Here is a 14,807-nt window from a genome sequence, read left to right as displayed (position 1 = left end):
CGTGGCCCCTTCCGCACGCCTCAGGCGACGGCCTGCCACCAGCCGTCGACGGCGGGCGGGTCGTCCACCGTCACCCGCTCGCCGGGGCGGGGCACGGCCAGCCGTACGTCCCGGGCCTTCGCCTCGGCCCAGATCCGGTCCACCGGCTCGGACCAGTCGTGCAGGGCCAGGTTGAACGTCGCCCAGTGCACCGGCACGAGCAGCCCGCCGCGCAGGTCGAGGTGGGCGGCGACGGCCTCCTCGGGGAACATGTGGATGCTCGGCCAGGCCCGGTCGTACGCGCCGATCTGCATCAGCGTGACGTCGAACGGCCCGTGCCGCTCGCCGATCTCGGCGTAGCCGTCGAAGTAGCCGGAGTCGCCGGTGTAGAAGACCTTCCGGTGCGCGCCCGCCACCACCCACGAGCTCCACAGCGTGCCGTCGCGGCGCAACCCCCGGCCGGAGAAGTGCTGGGCGGCGGTGGCGGTGATCTCCAGCCCGGCCACCCGGTGGCTCTCCGACCAGTCCAGCTCGACGATCCGCGTCGCCGGCACGCCCCAGCGGTCCAGGTGCGCGCCCACCCCGAGCGGCACCAGGAACGGCGCCGACTGCAGGGCGGTCAGCGCCTGGACGGTCGCCATGTCCAGGTGGTCGTAGTGGTCGTGCGAGATGAGGATCGCGTCGACCGGGGGCAGCTCGTCGAGGCGGACCGGCGGCTCGTGCAGGCGACGCGGGCCGACCAGCGTCGACGGGGAGCACCGCTCGCTCCACACCGGGTCGAGCAGCACCTTGCGCCCCTCGATCTCGATCAGCGCGGAGGCGTGGCCGTACCAGACGACGTTCAGTTCGCGCGCGGCGTCGGCGGTCGGCGCGGCACCGGGGCGCAGCAGCGGCACCGGCGCGCTGGGGCGGCGCTTCTGTTTGCCGAAGATCAGCTCACGGATCAGGTCGCGGTCGGGGGCGCCCGCCATCGAGCGGGTGCCGCCCGGGTTGCGGAAGGCGCCGTCGCGGAACTGCGGCGAGCGCGCCGCCCGCTCCGCCCGCGCGCCGGCGAGCCGCCCGCCGAGCGCCGCCGGCACGTCCCGGGCGACCCACGCGAGCCCGGCCAGCGCGGCCAGCCCCGCCGCCCCGCGCAGCCGGCGCCCGAGCGCCCGGTCGAGTCCCGTGCGTTCCGCTGGTGCGCCCATCGCCGTCCCTCCGCCGTGTCCCGTCGTACACGGTAGCCCGGCCCTCGCCGGGGCTGCCGGCGGTCGGGCGGCCCCGACGGGTCGGGGCCACCCGCGCCGGGATCCGCGCCACCGCGCCACCGCGCCACCGCGCCACCGCGCCACCGCGCCACCGCGCCACCGCGCCACCGCGCCACCGCGCCACCGCGCCACCGCGCCACCGCGCCGCGTGGGCCGAGATGGCGCGGTTCGCGTCGCTCAGCCGCCGTTGCTGGGCCGCTGCACCGCCGGTCGGTGGGTGATGCCGGTGCCCGTGAGGCGGTCGACCGCAGCGAGGAAGCGCCGGCCCATCCGGGCCCGGGCCTCGACCGCCGGGTGGGTGGCGCCGAAGTCGTCGGCGCCCGCCTGGCCGTCGGCGAAGAGGGCGTACGTCAGCACGGGCGCGCCCGCCGCGTCGAAGATCACCCCGGCCTCGTGGCGGGCGTCGGCGAACCAGCCGGCCTTCGTGGCGATCCTGGCCCGCTGCGTCGAGGACATGACGCGCCGGATGCCGTCGGTGAACGCGACGGGGGCGCGCAACTGCCGCAGCACGAACGCCGTGGCGGCCGGCGAGAGCAGCGTGCCGCCCACCAGCGCGCGCAGCAGGTCGTGCGTCTCGCGGGGGGTGCTGGTGCCGAGGAAGAACCGGTTCGGGTTGGCCACCGGCTGCACCTGCGTGTTCGGGAAGCCCTTGTCCCGCAGGATCTGGTTGAGCTCGGCGGCGGGGCAGACCAGGCCGCACAGCCGCACCGCCGTGTCGTCGGAGACGGTCAGCAGGTTGGCCAGCACGTGGCCGAGGGTCACGAAGCTCGGGTACGCCCCGTCGAGGCTGAACATGCCGTCGCCGCCGGGCACCACGATCGCGGCGGTGACCTCGACCCGCTGGTCGAGCGTCAGCAGCCCTCGGTCGACCTTGTCCAGCACGGCCGCCGCCACCGCGATCTTGTTGACGCTGTACGCCTCGATCCGCCGGTCCGGCTCGTCGGCCACCGCCACCACCGGCTCGCCGGCCGGGTCGGCGACGCTGACGTAGGCCTGCCAGTTGCCGCCGGCCTCCTCGGTCTGCCGGGCGTAGCTGGCGGCGACCCGGCGGGCCGCCTGCTGGGGTGTGGTCGGAGCCGGTTCGGTGACGTCGGAGGCGGCGGACGCCGGTGTGGCGGCGCCGAGTACCGTGCCGGCGGTGGCCACCGTGCCGAGTCCCAGCGCGGTCCTGCGGTTCACCCGGATGGTCAATCGTCTCTCCCGTCGTGGTGGGCCGGAATGTCTCCCGGCCGACCACCCTAGGCGAAGTGAGCCATCTCGGCGGCCCGTGAAACCGGTCACCGGGGCCGTTTCCGGGCCGCCGCGAGGACGGGCCCGGGGAGGCCACCGACGGCCCGGACCACCCGACCCAGGTCGGGCAGCCAACCGCCGCGCACGGCCGCGCTGGCCGGATCCGGCGCGAACACCACCCCGTCGTGCGGCGCCACCGGGCGGTCGGTCAGCCCGGCCAGTCGCATCAGCGGCCCGACGAGCGCGTCGTAGACACCGGGCAGGGCGGTGAAGCCGACGCGCATGACCACGTTGGCCCGGCCCACCGACACCTCCCGGCGGGGCCGATCCGCGCAGTCCACGACGGCCCGCGCCACCCGCTCGGGCGTGGCGACCGGCAGCGGCGGGCGGCCGGTCCGGCCCAGGTAGTTCGCGGCCCGCTGGTAGACCGGGGTGTCCACGCTGCCCGGGTTGACGATGCAGACGTGCACGCCCGGCGTCTCCCGGGCCTCCTGCTGCAACACCCGGGTCAGCCCCTGCAACCCCCACTTGCTGACCACGTAGGCGCTCAGGTAGGGCGCGGTGATGTGCCCGAGCACCGAACCGGTCAGGACCAGCGTGCCGCCGCCGGCCGCCCGGAAGCGCTCCAGCGCCGCCCGGGCCACGGCGGCGGCGCCCAGCAGGTCGGTGCGCACGACGTGCTCGAAGACCCGTTGCGGGGTCTCCTCGAACCGGCCGTAGACCATCACCGCCGCCGTGTGCACCCAGACGTCGATCCCGCCGAACCGCTCGACGGCCGCGTCGGCCAGCGCCGCCGGCGCGCCCTCGACGGTGATGTCGACGGGCACGTCCAGCACCTGCGCGCCCGCGGCCCGGCACTCGTCGCGGACCTCGGCGAGGGTGCCGGGGGACCGGGCGGCGAGGACCAGCCGGTCCCCGCGCGCGGCGAACATCCGGGCCGCAGCCCGGCCGATCCCGCTGCTCGCGCCGGTGACGACCACCGTCCGGCTCACGGCTCGAGCACGACCTTGACGCAGCCGTCCTGCTTCTTCTGGAACATCTCGTACGCCTGCGGAGCCTGCGCCAGCGGCACCCGGTGGGTGCGCAGGTCCGCCACGCCCAGCGGGTCGGCGTCGTCGGAGAGCAGCGGGACGATCTCGTCGGTCCAGCGGCGCACGTGGCACTGCCCCATCCGCAACTGGACGCCCCGGTCGAACATCTCCATCAGGGGCATGGGGTCGACCTCGCCGCCGTACACGCCGGAGATCGAGACGGTGCCGCCGCGCCGGACGGCCTTGAGCGCGGCCTTGAGCACGACGAGCCGGTCGACGCCGACCTTGTCGGTCATGGTCTGGGCGAGCTTGTCGGGCAGCAGCCCGGCGGCGGTCTGGGCGAGCTTGCCGAGGGGCGCGCCGTGCGCCTCCATGCCGACCGCGTCGATCACCGCGTCGGGGCCGCGCCCGTCGACCAGGTCGATGAGCGCGTCCGGCACGTTGTCCAGCTTGCTGACGTCGAGCACCTCGATGCCGTGCCGGCGGGCCATCGCCAGCCGCTCCGGAACCAGGTCCAGCCCGATCACGCGGTCGGCGCCGAGGTGGCGGCCGATGCGGGCGCAGAACTGGCCGACCGGCCCCAGCCCGAAGACGGCGAGGGTGCCGCCGCGCGGGGTGTCGGCGTACTTCACCGCCTGCCACGCCGTCGGCAGGATGTCGGACAGGTAGAGCCAGCGCTCGTCGGGCCCGGTGTCGGGCACCTTGATCGGGCCGAACTGGGCGTGCGGCACCCGCAGGTACTCGGCCTGCCCGCCCGGAACCGAGCCGTACAGCGAGGTGTAGCCGAACAGCGCGGCGCCCTTGCCCTGCGCGGTGACCTGGGTGGTCTCGCACTGGGCGTAGAGCTTCCGTTCGCACATCCAGCAGGAGCCGCAGGAGATGTTGAACGGCACCACGACCCGGTCGCCCGGCTTGAGCCGTGTCACTCCCGGGCCGACCTCCTCGACGACGCCCATCGGTTCGTGCCCGAGGACGTCGCCGGGCTTGAGGAACGGCCCGAGCACCTCGTAGAGATGCAGGTCGGAGCCGCAGATCGCGGTCGACGTGATCCGGACGATCGCGTCGGTCGGCTCCTCGATGCGCGGATCGGGCACGTCCTCCACCCGTACGTCCCGCTTGCCCTGCCAGGTCAGTGCCTTCATGTCCCGTCGCCCCTCCTCGTGCCGTCCTTGGACGGGCTACCCGCCTGCGTCGAGTTGAACCGGTTCCCGGCCGCGAGACGGGCGTGAGGGCGCGCACGGGCCGGGGTGGGGGGAGGGCGCGTACGGGCCGGCGGCGGGCCGGAGGGCGCGCACGGCCGGGGCGGGTCGGTCAGGGTGCGTGGGCCGGGGACGGACGGGTCCGGGGGGCAGGCGGGCCAGGGACGGGACCGGCGGCCCGCGTCGAGGGCGGACCGGTTGCGCCTGTCGTCCCGTCGTCCGCGGGTCGCCCCTCGGCTGGCTCGATCGCGCGCTGTCGAGCTGGTGCGGACCGGTTGCGCCTGTCGTGCCGTCGTCCGTGGGTCGGCCCCCGGGTGGCTCGATCGCGCGCTGTCGAGCTGGTGCGGACCGGTTGCGCCTGTCGTGCCGTCGTCCGTGGGTCGGCCCCCGGGTGGCTCGCTCGCGCGCTGTCGAGCTGATGTCGTAGACGATTCAGCCGATGTCGTAGACGATTCAGCTCGACAGCGGCGGGACCAGAAGGCTGTGACGGCCCGGCCGGGGCGCGACCGGCCAGACCGACGGGGAGGGAGCACGGACCGCCGGGCCGCGACGGCCGGAACGGTCCTGCCCCGGACTGCGTCGTGATGGTGGCCGCGAGCGCCGGGGTGGCGGCCGGGCCGCGACGGCCGGAACGGTCCTGGCCCGGACTGCGTCGTGATGGTGGCCGCGAGCGCCGGGGTGGCGACCGGTGCGGGTGGCCCGGCGGTGCCGGCCGCGACCGGAGCGGTGGCGTGGGCCGCTCGCCCGGTGCCATGGCGACCGGCGTGGGCTGGCGTGGCGTGCCGGCCGTGAGCGGCGGGGTGGCACGGCGAGGGCCGCCGCGGTCCGGGAGGAGGCGGCGGCCCTCGTGCCGGCGTCGCCGGCGTGACGTGCGGAGGCTCAGGCGCCCGGGGTGTTGTCGCCCCGCTTCGAGGTGGCCACCAGGTAGTCGCGGTTGAGCCGGCCGATGGTGTTCAGCGGGATGCCCTTCGGGCAGACCACGGTGCACTCACCGGCGTTGGTGCAGCCGCCGAAGCCGGCCTCGTCGTGCGCGTCGACCATGCCGATCACCCGGGTGTAGCGCTCCGGCTGGCCCTGCGGCAGCAGCGAGAGCTGGGTGATCTTGGCGGCGGTGAAGAGCATGCCGGAGCCGTTGGGGCAGGCGGCCACGCAGGCGCCGCAGCCGATGCACTCCGCCGCCTCGAAGGCGGCGTCCGCGTTGGCCTTGGCGACCGGGGTGGAGTGCGCCTCGGGGGCGCTGCCGGTCGGCGCGGTGATGTAGCCGCCGGCCGCGATGATCTTGTCGAACGCGCTCCGGTTGACCACCAGGTCCTTGACGACCGGGAACGCCCGCGCCCGCCACGGCTCGATGTCGATCGTGTCGCCGTCGGAGAACTGCCGCATGTGCAGCTGGCAGGCGGTGGTGCCGCGCTGCGGCCCGTGCGCGTTGCCGTTGATCATCAGGCCGCACATGCCGCAGATGCCCTCGCGGCAGTCGTGGTCGAACGCCACCGGCTCCTCGCCGGCCAGGATCAGCCGCTCGTTGAGCACGTCGAGCATCTCCAGGAAGGACATGTCCGGGGAGACGTCGTCGACCTTGTAGGTGACCATCCGACCCTTGTCCTCGGGGCCGGACTGGCGCCAGATGCGCAGGGTCAGGTTCACTTGTAGCTCCGCTGCGTGGGGTGGACGTACTCGAACTTCAGGTCTTCCTTGTGCAGCACCGAGGGCTCGCCGGTGGCGGTGAACTCCCAGGCCGCGACGTACGCGAAACGCTCGTCGTCGCGCTCCGCCTCGCCGTCGGGCGTCTGGTGCTCGGCCCGGAAGTGGCCGCCGCAGGACTCCTCGCGGTGCAGGGCGTCGATGCACATCAGCTCCGCCAGCTCGAAGAAGTCGGCCACCCGGCCGGCCTTCTCCAGCGACTGGTTGAGCCCCTCGCCGTCGCCGGGCACCCGGACCCGCTGCCAGAACTGGTCGCGCAGGGCACGGATCTCGTCGATCGCCTTGCGCAGCCCGGCCTCGCTGCGCTCCATGCCGCAGTGCTCCCACATGATCTGGCCCAGCTCGCGGTGGAACGAGTCGACCGTCCGGTCGCCGTCGACCGCCAGCAGGCGCTGGATCCGGTCCTCGACGTCGGCGCGTGCCTGCACGGCCGCCGGGTGGCTGGCCTCGACCTTCTCGAACGGCCCCGCCGCCAGGTAGTTGGCGATGGTGTTCGGCAGCACGAAGTAGCCGTCGGCCAGGCCCTGCATCAGCGCGGAGGCGCCGAGGCGGTTCGCGCCGTGGTCGGAGAAGTTCGCCTCACCGATCACGAACAGGCCCGGGATGGTCGACTGGAGGTCGTAGTCGACCCAGAGGCCGCCCATCGTGTAGTGCACGGCGGGGTAGATCCGCATCGGGACCTCGTACGGGTCCTCGCCGGTGATCCGCTCGTACATCTGGAAGAGGTTGCCGTACTTGGCCTCGATGGCCTTGCGGCCGAGTCGGTTGATCGCGTCGGCGAAGTCGAGGTAGACGCCGAGGCCGCCCGGACCGACGCCCCGGCCCTCGTCGCAGACGTTCTTCGCGGCGCGGGAGGCGATGTCCCGGGGGACCAGGTTGCCGAAGGAGGGGTAGATCCGCTCCAGGTAGTAGTCCCGCTCGTCCTCGGGGATGTCCCTCGGGCGGCGGTCGTCGCCCTTGGCCTTGGGCACCCAGACCCGGCCGTCGTTGCGCAGCGACTCGCTCATCAGGGTCAGCTTCGACTGGTGGTCGCCGGAGACCGGGATGCAGGTCGGGTGGATCTGCGTGTAGCAGGGGTTGGCGAAGTACGCGCCCTTGCGGTGCGCCCGCCAGGTGGCGGTGACGTTGCAGCCCTTGGCGTTGGTGGAGAGGTAGAAGACGTTGCCGTAGCCGCCGGAGGCGAGCACGACCGCGTCCGCGAACTCCGTGGTGATCTCGCCGGTGACGAGGTCCCGGACGACGATGCCCCGGGCCTTGCCGTCGACGACGATCAGCTCCAGCATCTCGTGCCGGGCGTTCATCTCCACGTTGCCGAGGCCGATCTGCCGCTCCAGCGCCTGGTACGCGCCGAGCAGCAGCTGCTGGCCCGTCTGCCCCCGGGCGTAGAAGGTGCGCTGCACCTGCGCGCCGCCGAAGGAGCGGGTGTCGAGCAGACCGCCGTACTCGCGGGCGAACGGGACGCCCTGGGCGACGCACTGGTCGATGATGTTGACCGACACCTCGGCCAGCCGGTGGACGTTGGACTCGCGCGAGCGGAAGTCGCCGCCCTTGACGGTGTCGTAGAACAGCCGGTGCACCGAGTCGCCGTCGTTGCGGTAGTTCTTTGCGGCGTTGATGCCGCCCTGCGCGGCGATGGAGTGCGCCCGGCGCGGGCTGTCCTGGTAGCAGTAGGACTTGACCCGGTAGCCCTGCTCGGCGAGCGTGGCGGCGGCCGAGCCGCCGGCCAGGCCGGTGCCGACCACGATCACGGTCATCTTCCGGCGGTTGGCCGGGTTGACCAGCTTGGCATCGAAGCGGCGGCGCTCCCAGCGGGTCTCGATCGGGCCCTCGGGTGCCTTGGTGTCGGCGATCGGGTCGCCCTCGGTGTAGAGATCCATGTCAGGACACCAATCCGGTGAGTACGGCGAACGGGACCACCAGGAAGCCGGCGCAGAGCGCGACGGCGAAGACCAGCGCGGCGGTGCGGGCCCGGCGCTCGCCCTTGGGGGTCTGCTGCCCCAGGCTGCGGAACGCGCTGAACGCCCCGTGCCGCAGGTGGAAGCCCAACGCGACGACCGCCAGGGTGTAGAAGAGCGTGACGTACCAGCGCTCCGGCGCGAAGTCGGCGACGACGTTGGCGTACGGCCTGGTCGGGTCGCCGACCGGGTTCAGGTGGCCGGTGGTCAGGTCCAGCAGGTGGTAGATCACGAAGAGCAGGATGATGACCCCGCCCCAGCGCATCGTGCGGGCCGCGTAGCTGCCCTGGACCTTCGGGCGGTGCGCGTACCGGACCGGTCGGGCGGCGCGGGAGCGTCGGGCGAGCGCGGTGGCGGCGGCGATGTGCGCCACGACGGCGACGGTCAGCACGCCGCGCTGGATCCAGAGGAACCAGACGCCCGGCAGCAGCGGCTTCCCGATGTCGCGCAGCCAGTGCGCGTAGTGGTCGAACGAGGTCTCCCCCGTGAACACCTTCAGGTTGCCGATCATGTGCAGGATGAGGAACAGCACCAGGATGATGCCCGTCACCGCCATGACGGCCTTGAGGCCGACGTTGGAGCGGATGGGCGACCGTGTTCTCGTGACTACCACCTGAACGACGCTAGGAGCACTTTGATCAGTCGTCCAATGCATCGAAGTCGCAGTCTTGATAGCTGTAGGCTATTTAGATGCAGCTACATCAGCTGAGGTACTTCGTGGCGGTCGCCGAAGTCCGACATTTCACCCAAGCCGCCGACCTCGTGGGCATCACGCAGCCATCGTTGAGTAAGCAAATTCACGCGCTGGAGGACGCCCTCGGCGCCCCGCTCTTCGAACGGGTAAGGGGCAACATCGCCCTCACCGCGGCGGGGGAGGTGCTGCTCCCGCTGGCCAAGCGGATCCTGGCCGACGTGGACACGGCGACCCGCGAGGTGCAGGAGCTGGTGGGCCTGCGGCGCGGGCGGGTGCGGCTCGGCGCCACGCCCAGCCTGGCGACCTCGCTCGCCCCGCCGGTGCTGCGCCGGTTCCGCGACGCCCACCCCACCATCGACCTGCGGGTGGAGGAGAGCGGCTCGCAGGACCTCGTCCGGGACCTGCTCCGCGGCGACCTCGACCTGGCGCTGATCATCATGCCGGCGCAGGGCACCGACCCCGGTCTGCGCGCGGACCCGATCCTGCGGGAGAGCCTGGTGGTCGCCTCGGTGGAGGAACTGCCGACGGCGCCGGGCGCCGCGCAGTTGCGCATCGACGACCTGCGCGACCAACCGATGGTGATGTTCCGGGAGGGCTACGACCTGCGCGACGCCACCATCCAGGCGTGCCGGGAGGCCGGCTTCGAGCCGAGGATCGCCGTCGACGGCGGCGAGATGGACGCCGTGCTCAGCTTCGTCGAGGCCGGGCTGGGCGTCGCGCTGGTGCCCGGCATCGTGGTGGCCCGCCGCGCGGGCGTCCGGGTCACCCGCCTTGCCCCGCCCGGCGTGCGGCGGACCATCGCGGTCGCCCGCCGCCGCGACGTGGTGCCCACCCACGCCGGCCGGGAGCTGCGCCGGATACTGCTGGAGTACGTCCGCGACGCCACCGCCGGCGGCGACCTGCCCCCGGGCGTCGAGCCGCTCTGACCGCCGACCGACGGCACCCGCCGCCCCGCAGATCGCCGACCTGCTGCGCACCGCGCAGCCGGCGGGCCATGCGGCTCCCGGCCAGCGGCTGCGCCGCCGCCACGAGCGGCTGCGCCGCTTCCCGGCCGGCTAGTTCGTTGGCGGCCGACGCGCTGTGCGGCTTCCCGGCGGCTGACCGGCCCACACGTTCCCGCCCGGCGGGCTGATCAACCGGCTCGTACCCGCCCCGGCGGGCTCACCGGCCCTCGGCGTCGTCCATCGCGCGGTAGATCCGCTGCTCGGACACCGGGTACGGGGTGCCCAGCGCCTGGGCGAAGACGTTCACCCGCAGCTCCTCGATCATCCAGCGGATCTGTCGGACCGCCGCCGACTGCCGGCGGCTCGGCGGCAGCGCGGCGAGCATGTCCTGGTATTCCTTCTGCACCACCGCGACCCGGTCCTGCTGCTGCTTGTCGCGCTGCGGGTTGCCCGGCAGCCGGTCCAGCCGCCGCTCGATCGCGGTGAGGTAGCGCAGCAGGTCGGGCAGGCGCGCGTACCCGGTCTCGGTGACGAAACCGGCGTGCACCAGGCCGGTGAGCTGTGCCCGGATGTCGGCCAGCGCCGCCACCACGGCCAGGTTCTGGGTCCTGCCGAGGCGCTGCTCGACCGCGTACGCGGCGGCGAGCACCCGGCGTACCCGGTCCATGACCTCGACCACGGTGTCCACCAGGTCGGCGCGGACCTTCTCCCGCAGCGCGGCGAAGCCGTCGGCGTCCCAGGCCGGACCGCCGGCCTCGCCGATGAGCTTGTCGATCGCCGCCCCGGCCGCGTCGGAGATGAGCTGCTGCACGCCGCCGTGCGGGTTGCGGCTCAGGGCCAGCTTCGCCTCGTTGCTGAGCCGCCCCTGGAGGAACTTCGCCGGCGACGGCACGGTCAGCCGCAGCAGCCGCCGGGTGCCCGCCCAGTGCGCGGCCTCCTGCTCGGCGGGGGAGTCGAACACCTTCACCCCGGCCGTCGTGCCCTCGTCCACCAGCGCCGGGTACGCGGTCACCGCGTACCCGGCCCGGACCTGCTCGATGGTGCGCGGCAGCGTGCCGATGCTCCAGTCGGTCAACCCCGTACGGGCCACGTCGGGCGCGGCGGCGGCCACCACCTGGCGTACCTCCGCCTTGAGCTGGCGTTGCAGGGCCGGCAGGTCCTTGCCCTCGGCGACCGGACGGTTCTCCTCGTCGAGCACCCGGAAGCTGACCCGCAGGTGCGCGGGCAGCCGGTCGAGGTCCCACGCGTCGCGGGGCACGGTGACCCCGGTCATCCGGCGCAGCTGCCGGGTCAGCGCGTCCAGCAGCGGCTCCTCGCCGGCCGGCATGGCGGCCAGCGCCGCGCGCGCGTAGTCCGGCACCGGGACGAAGTTGCGGCGCAGCGCCTTGGGCAGCGAGCGGATCAGCGCGACGACGAGCTCCTCGCGCAGCCCCGGCACCTGCCAGTCGAAGCTCTCGGCCGGCACCTGGTTGAGCAGCGGCAGTGGGATGTCGACGGTCACGCCGTCGGTGGGCGTCCCCGGCTCGAAGCGGTAGGTCAGCGGCAGGGTCACCCCGTCGGCCGACCACTCGTCGGGGTAGTCGGCCTCGTCGACGCCGCCACGGCCGGCGTTGACCAGCAGCTCCCGGGTGAAGGTGAGCAGGTCCGGCTGCTCCCGGCGGGTCTTCTTCCACCAGGCGTCGAAGTGCCGCCCGGAGACCACGTCGGCCGGGACGCGGGCGTCGTAGAAGTCGAAGACGGTCTGGTCGTCGACGAGGATGTCGCGGCGCCGGGCCCGGTTCTCCAGCTCCTCGATCTCCGCCAGCAGCCGCTGGTTGTCCCGCCAGAAGTGGTGGTGGGTCTGCCAGTCGCCCTCGACCAGGGCGTGCCGGATGAACAGCTCCCGCGACAGCGCCGGGTCGATCCGGCCGAAGTTGACCTTGCGCGAGGTGACCAACGGAATGCCGTAGAGGGTCACCTTCTCGTAGGCCATCACGGCCGCCTGCTTCTTCTCCCAGTGCGGCTCGCTGTAGCTGCGCTTGACCAGGTGCTGGGCGAGCGGCTCGACCCACTCCGGCTCGACCCGGCCGTTCACGCGGCCCCAGAGCCGGGAGGTCTCGACCAGTTCGGCCGCCATCACCCAGCGCGGCGGCTTCTTGAACAGCGCCGAGCCGGGGAAGAGCGCGAACTTCGCGCCCCGGGCGCCCAGGTACTCGTGCTTCTGCGCGTCCTTGAGCCCGACGTGGGAGAGCAGGCCGGCCAGCAGCGACTGGTGCACCTTCGGGGTGTCGATCTCCTCCGGCAGGTCCGCGCCGCCCCCGCGCCCGCCGCCGTCGCGCGTCGGTCGCCCCTCTTCGGGGGTACGCAGGACCTGGCGCAACTGGCTGACGATGTCCTGCCACTCGCGCACCCGCAGGTAGTTGAGGTATTCGGCCTTGCACATCCGCCGGAACGCGCTGGACGACAGCTCGCGCTGCTGCTCGCGCAGGTGCCGCCACAGGTTGAGCAGCGTCACGAAGTCCGACTCGCGGTCGGTGAACCGGGCGTGCGCCTGGTCGGCCTGGGCCTGCCTGTCGGCGGGCCGTTCGCGCGGGTCCTGGATCGACAGCGCGGCGGCGATCACCATCACCTCGGTGGCGCAGCCGTTGCGCTCGCCCTCGACGACCATCCGGGCCAGCCGCGGGTCGACGGGGAGCTGGGCGAGCCGCCGGCCCAGCGGGGTGAGCCGCTTCGCCGGGTCCGTCTCCGTCGGGTCCAGCGCGCCCAGCTCGTGCAGCAGGTTGACGCCATCGGTGATGTTGCGCCGGTCCGGCGGGTCGATGAACGGGAACGCGGCGATGTCGCCCAGCCCGATGGACGTCATCTGGAGGATGACCGAGGCGAGGTTGGTGCGCAGGATCTCCGGGTCGGTGAACTCCGGGCGGGACAGGAAGTCCTGCTCGTCGTAGAGGCGGATGCAGATGCCGTCCGAGGTGCGCCCGCAGCGCCCCTTGCGCTGGTTGGCCGACGCCTGCGAGACCGGCTCGATCGGCAGCCGCTGCACCTTCAACCGGCTGCTGTAGCGGGAGATGCGCGCGGTGCCCGGGTCCACCACGTACTTGATGCCGGGCACGGTGAGCGAGGTCTCCGCCACGTTGGTCGCCAGGACCACCCGGCGCCCGGCGTGCGGGGCGAAGACCCGGTGCTGCTCGGCGGTGGAGAGGCGGGCGTACAGCGGCAGGATCTCGGTGCCGCGCAGCGCCGGTTTCTTCTCCACCAGCTTGCCCAGCGCGTCGGCGGTGTCCCGGATCTCCCGCTCGCCGCTGAGGAAGACCAGGACGTCGCCGGGCCCCTCGGCGGCCAGTTCCTCGACGGCGTCGCCGATGGCCTGGATCTGGTCGCGGACGTTCTCCTCGTCGTCCCCGTCGTCCTCGCCCTCGGCCACCTCGACCAGCGGCCGGTAGCGCACCTCGACCGGGTACGTGCGGCCGGAGACCTCGACCACCGGCGCCGGAACGCCGTCGGGGTGCTCCTCGGTGGGCGGCCCGGCGAAGTGCCGGGCGAAGCGCTCGGTCTCGATGGTCGCCGAGGTGATGACCACCTTCAGGTCGGGCCGGCGGGGCAGGAGCTGCCGCAGGTAGCCGAGGATGAAGTCGATGTTCAGGCTGCGCTCGTGCGCCTCGTCGATGATCAGCGTGTCGTACTGGCGCAGCATCCGGTCGGTCTGCAACTCGGCGAGCAGCATGCCGTCGGTCATCAGCTTCACCAGGCTGCGGTCGCTCACCTGGTCGGTGAAGCGCACCTTGTAGCCGACCACGTCGCCCAGCTCGGTGCCCAGCTCCTCGGCGATCCGGTCCGCCACCGTACGCGCGGCCAGCCGGCGCGGCTGGGTGTGGCCGATCAGCCCGTTGATCCCGCGCCCCAGCTCCAGGCAGATCTTGGGCAGCTGGGTGGTCTTGCCGGAGCCGGTCTCGCCGGCCACGATCACCACCTGGTGGTCGCGGATCGCGGCGGCGATGTCGTCCTTGCGCTCGCTCACCGGCAACTGGGCCGGATAGGTGACGGCCGGCACGGCGGCCCGCCGGCTCTCCAGCCGCGCCTCGGCCCGCGCCACGTCCGCGGCGATCTCGGCCAGCGCGCCCTCGCGCCGCTGCGGGTCCTTCAGCCGGCGTACGCCGTCGAGGCGCCGCTGGAGGCGGCGCTGGTCCCGGAACATCAGGGGGCGGAGGCGGCGGTGCAGCTCGCGGACGGGGTCGGTCGCGGCGGGTGCGGCTGGATTCTGCATGTCGTCGCCAAGGATAGGCAGCCGCCGGCCGGAGCGCCCCCGGGTTACCGGCCCGCCCGCCCGCGCCCGCCCCCGGGAGCGGGCGGGCGGGTCTAGAGTTGACCGCCGACCGACGCCGAACCACGGGGATGCGCGATGACGACGATGCGGGACACCGACCGGGCCCTGGTGCAGGCCGCCACGGCGGTCGCCAAGCTGCGCTGCCGCAGCGAGAACCACACGGTCGCCGCCGCCGCGCGCACCACCGACGGACGGGTCTTCACCGGCGTGAACGTCTACCACTTCACCGGCGGCCCCTGCGCCGAGGTGGTCGCGGTCGGCGCGGCCGCCACCCAGGGCGTCACCGAGCTGGAGACCATCGTCGCGGTGGGCGACCGGGGGCGCGGGGTGATCCCGCCGTGCGGGCGCTGCCGGCAGGTGCTGCGCGACTACTTCCCCACGATCCGCGTGATCGTCGGCCCGATGGACGCGCTGCGGGTGGTGCACGTCGCCGAGCTGCTGCCGGAGACGTACGTCTGGGCCGACCACCAGCTCGACGACGACCCGTCGCTGCCGGGGCCCCGCGCGGGCGCGGACGGCTGACG

10 protein-coding genes are annotated in these 14,807 nt (G+C 73.5%); 2 read left to right on the top strand and 8 right to left on the bottom strand.

Going from position 1 to position 14,807, the window contains the following annotated elements:
* Positions 1 to 20: 20 nt before the first annotated feature.
* The 7 genes from GA0070606_RS06365 to GA0070606_RS06335 form a co-directional block, all read right to left on the bottom strand.
* Positions 21 to 1,166: an MBL fold metallo-hydrolase gene (locus tag GA0070606_RS06365; protein ID WP_091095930.1), complete on the bottom strand. Its 1,146-nt coding sequence runs from the start codon at positions 1,164 to 1,166 to the stop codon at positions 21 to 23.
* A 237-nt stretch (positions 1,167 to 1,403) separates the two neighbouring features.
* Positions 1,404 to 2,417: a serine hydrolase gene (locus tag GA0070606_RS06360; RefSeq protein ID WP_091095928.1), complete on the bottom strand. Its 1,014-nt coding sequence runs from the start codon at positions 2,415 to 2,417 to the stop codon at positions 1,404 to 1,406.
* An 86-nt stretch (positions 2,418 to 2,503) separates the two neighbouring features.
* The gene (locus GA0070606_RS06355) at positions 2,504 to 3,448 is read right to left on the bottom strand and encodes an SDR family NAD(P)-dependent oxidoreductase (protein WP_091095926.1); all 945 of its coding nucleotides are present in this window, start codon (positions 3,446 to 3,448) and stop codon (positions 2,504 to 2,506) included.
* On the bottom strand, positions 3,445 to 4,629 hold the full coding sequence (locus tag GA0070606_RS06350; RefSeq protein ID WP_091095924.1) for a zinc-dependent alcohol dehydrogenase: 1,185 nt from the start codon (positions 4,627 to 4,629) through the stop codon (positions 3,445 to 3,447). Before GA0070606_RS06350 ends, GA0070606_RS06355 begins: the two co-directional genes overlap by 4 nt.
* 936 nt (positions 4,630 to 5,565) lie before the next feature.
* The gene (locus tag GA0070606_RS06345; RefSeq protein ID WP_091095922.1) at positions 5,566 to 6,330 is read right to left on the bottom strand and encodes a succinate dehydrogenase/fumarate reductase iron-sulfur subunit; all 765 of its coding nucleotides are present in this window, start codon (positions 6,328 to 6,330) and stop codon (positions 5,566 to 5,568) included.
* Positions 6,327 to 8,264 carry a fumarate reductase/succinate dehydrogenase flavoprotein subunit gene (locus tag GA0070606_RS06340; RefSeq protein ID WP_091095920.1) on the bottom strand — a complete coding sequence of 646 codons (1,938 nt, stop codon included), beginning with the start codon at positions 8,262 to 8,264 and terminating at the stop codon, positions 6,327 to 6,329. Before GA0070606_RS06340 ends, GA0070606_RS06345 begins: the two co-directional genes overlap by 4 nt.
* 1 nt (position 8,265) lies before the next feature.
* Entirely contained in the window at positions 8,266 to 8,997 is a 732-nt protein-coding gene (locus GA0070606_RS06335) for a succinate dehydrogenase cytochrome b subunit (RefSeq protein ID WP_091095917.1), read from the bottom strand.
* Between the two features lie 35 nt (positions 8,998 to 9,032).
* On the opposite strand from GA0070606_RS06335, the gene GA0070606_RS06330 reads away from it, so the two are divergent.
* Positions 9,033 to 9,962, top strand: a complete 930-nt coding sequence (locus GA0070606_RS06330) for a LysR family transcriptional regulator (protein WP_091095916.1) — start codon at positions 9,033 to 9,035, stop codon at positions 9,960 to 9,962.
* 235 nt (positions 9,963 to 10,197) lie between these two features.
* Here GA0070606_RS06330 and hrpA read toward each other — a convergent pair whose 3' ends face one another.
* A complete protein-coding gene (gene hrpA, locus GA0070606_RS06325) occupies positions 10,198 to 14,223 on the bottom strand; it encodes an ATP-dependent RNA helicase HrpA (protein WP_091095913.1) in 4,026 nt (1,341 codons plus the stop codon).
* A 135-nt stretch (positions 14,224 to 14,358) separates the two neighbouring features.
* Here hrpA and GA0070606_RS06320 point away from each other — a divergent pair, with 135 nt between their 5' ends.
* Positions 14,359 to 14,805, top strand: coding sequence for a cytidine deaminase family protein (locus GA0070606_RS06320; protein ID WP_091095911.1), 447 nt, complete (start codon positions 14,359 to 14,361; stop codon positions 14,803 to 14,805).
* Positions 14,806 to 14,807 lie beyond the last annotated feature (2 nt).

It is taken from the genome of Micromonospora citrea (assembly GCF_900090315.1).
Classification (GTDB): domain Bacteria; phylum Actinomycetota; class Actinomycetes; order Mycobacteriales; family Micromonosporaceae; genus Micromonospora; species Micromonospora citrea.
The sequence above is the reverse complement of the archived record's forward strand: the minus strand, read 5'-3'. Positions and strand labels throughout refer to the sequence as shown.

Excerpts from the sequence above, each read along its gene's own strand:
- GA0070606_RS06365 (WP_091095930.1), bottom strand. The coding sequence starts at position 1,166 with ATGGGCGCACCAGCGGAACGCACGGGACTCGACCGGGCGCTCGGGCGC.
- GA0070606_RS06350 (WP_091095924.1), bottom strand. The coding sequence starts at position 4,629 with ATGAAGGCACTGACCTGGCAGGGCAAGCGGGACGTACGGGTGGAGGAC.
- GA0070606_RS06340 (WP_091095920.1), bottom strand. The coding sequence starts at position 8,264 with ATGGATCTCTACACCGAGGGCGACCCGATCGCCGACACCAAGGCACCC.
- GA0070606_RS06335 (WP_091095917.1), bottom strand. The coding sequence starts at position 8,997 with ATGCATTGGACGACTGATCAAAGTGCTCCTAGCGTCGTTCAGGTGGTA.
- GA0070606_RS06330 (WP_091095916.1), top strand. The coding sequence starts at position 9,033 with ATGCAGCTACATCAGCTGAGGTACTTCGTGGCGGTCGCCGAAGTCCGA.
- hrpA (WP_091095913.1), bottom strand. The coding sequence starts at position 14,223 with ATGCAGAATCCAGCCGCACCCGCCGCGACCGACCCCGTCCGCGAGCTG.
- GA0070606_RS06320 (WP_091095911.1), top strand. The coding sequence starts at position 14,359 with ATGACGACGATGCGGGACACCGACCGGGCCCTGGTGCAGGCCGCCACG.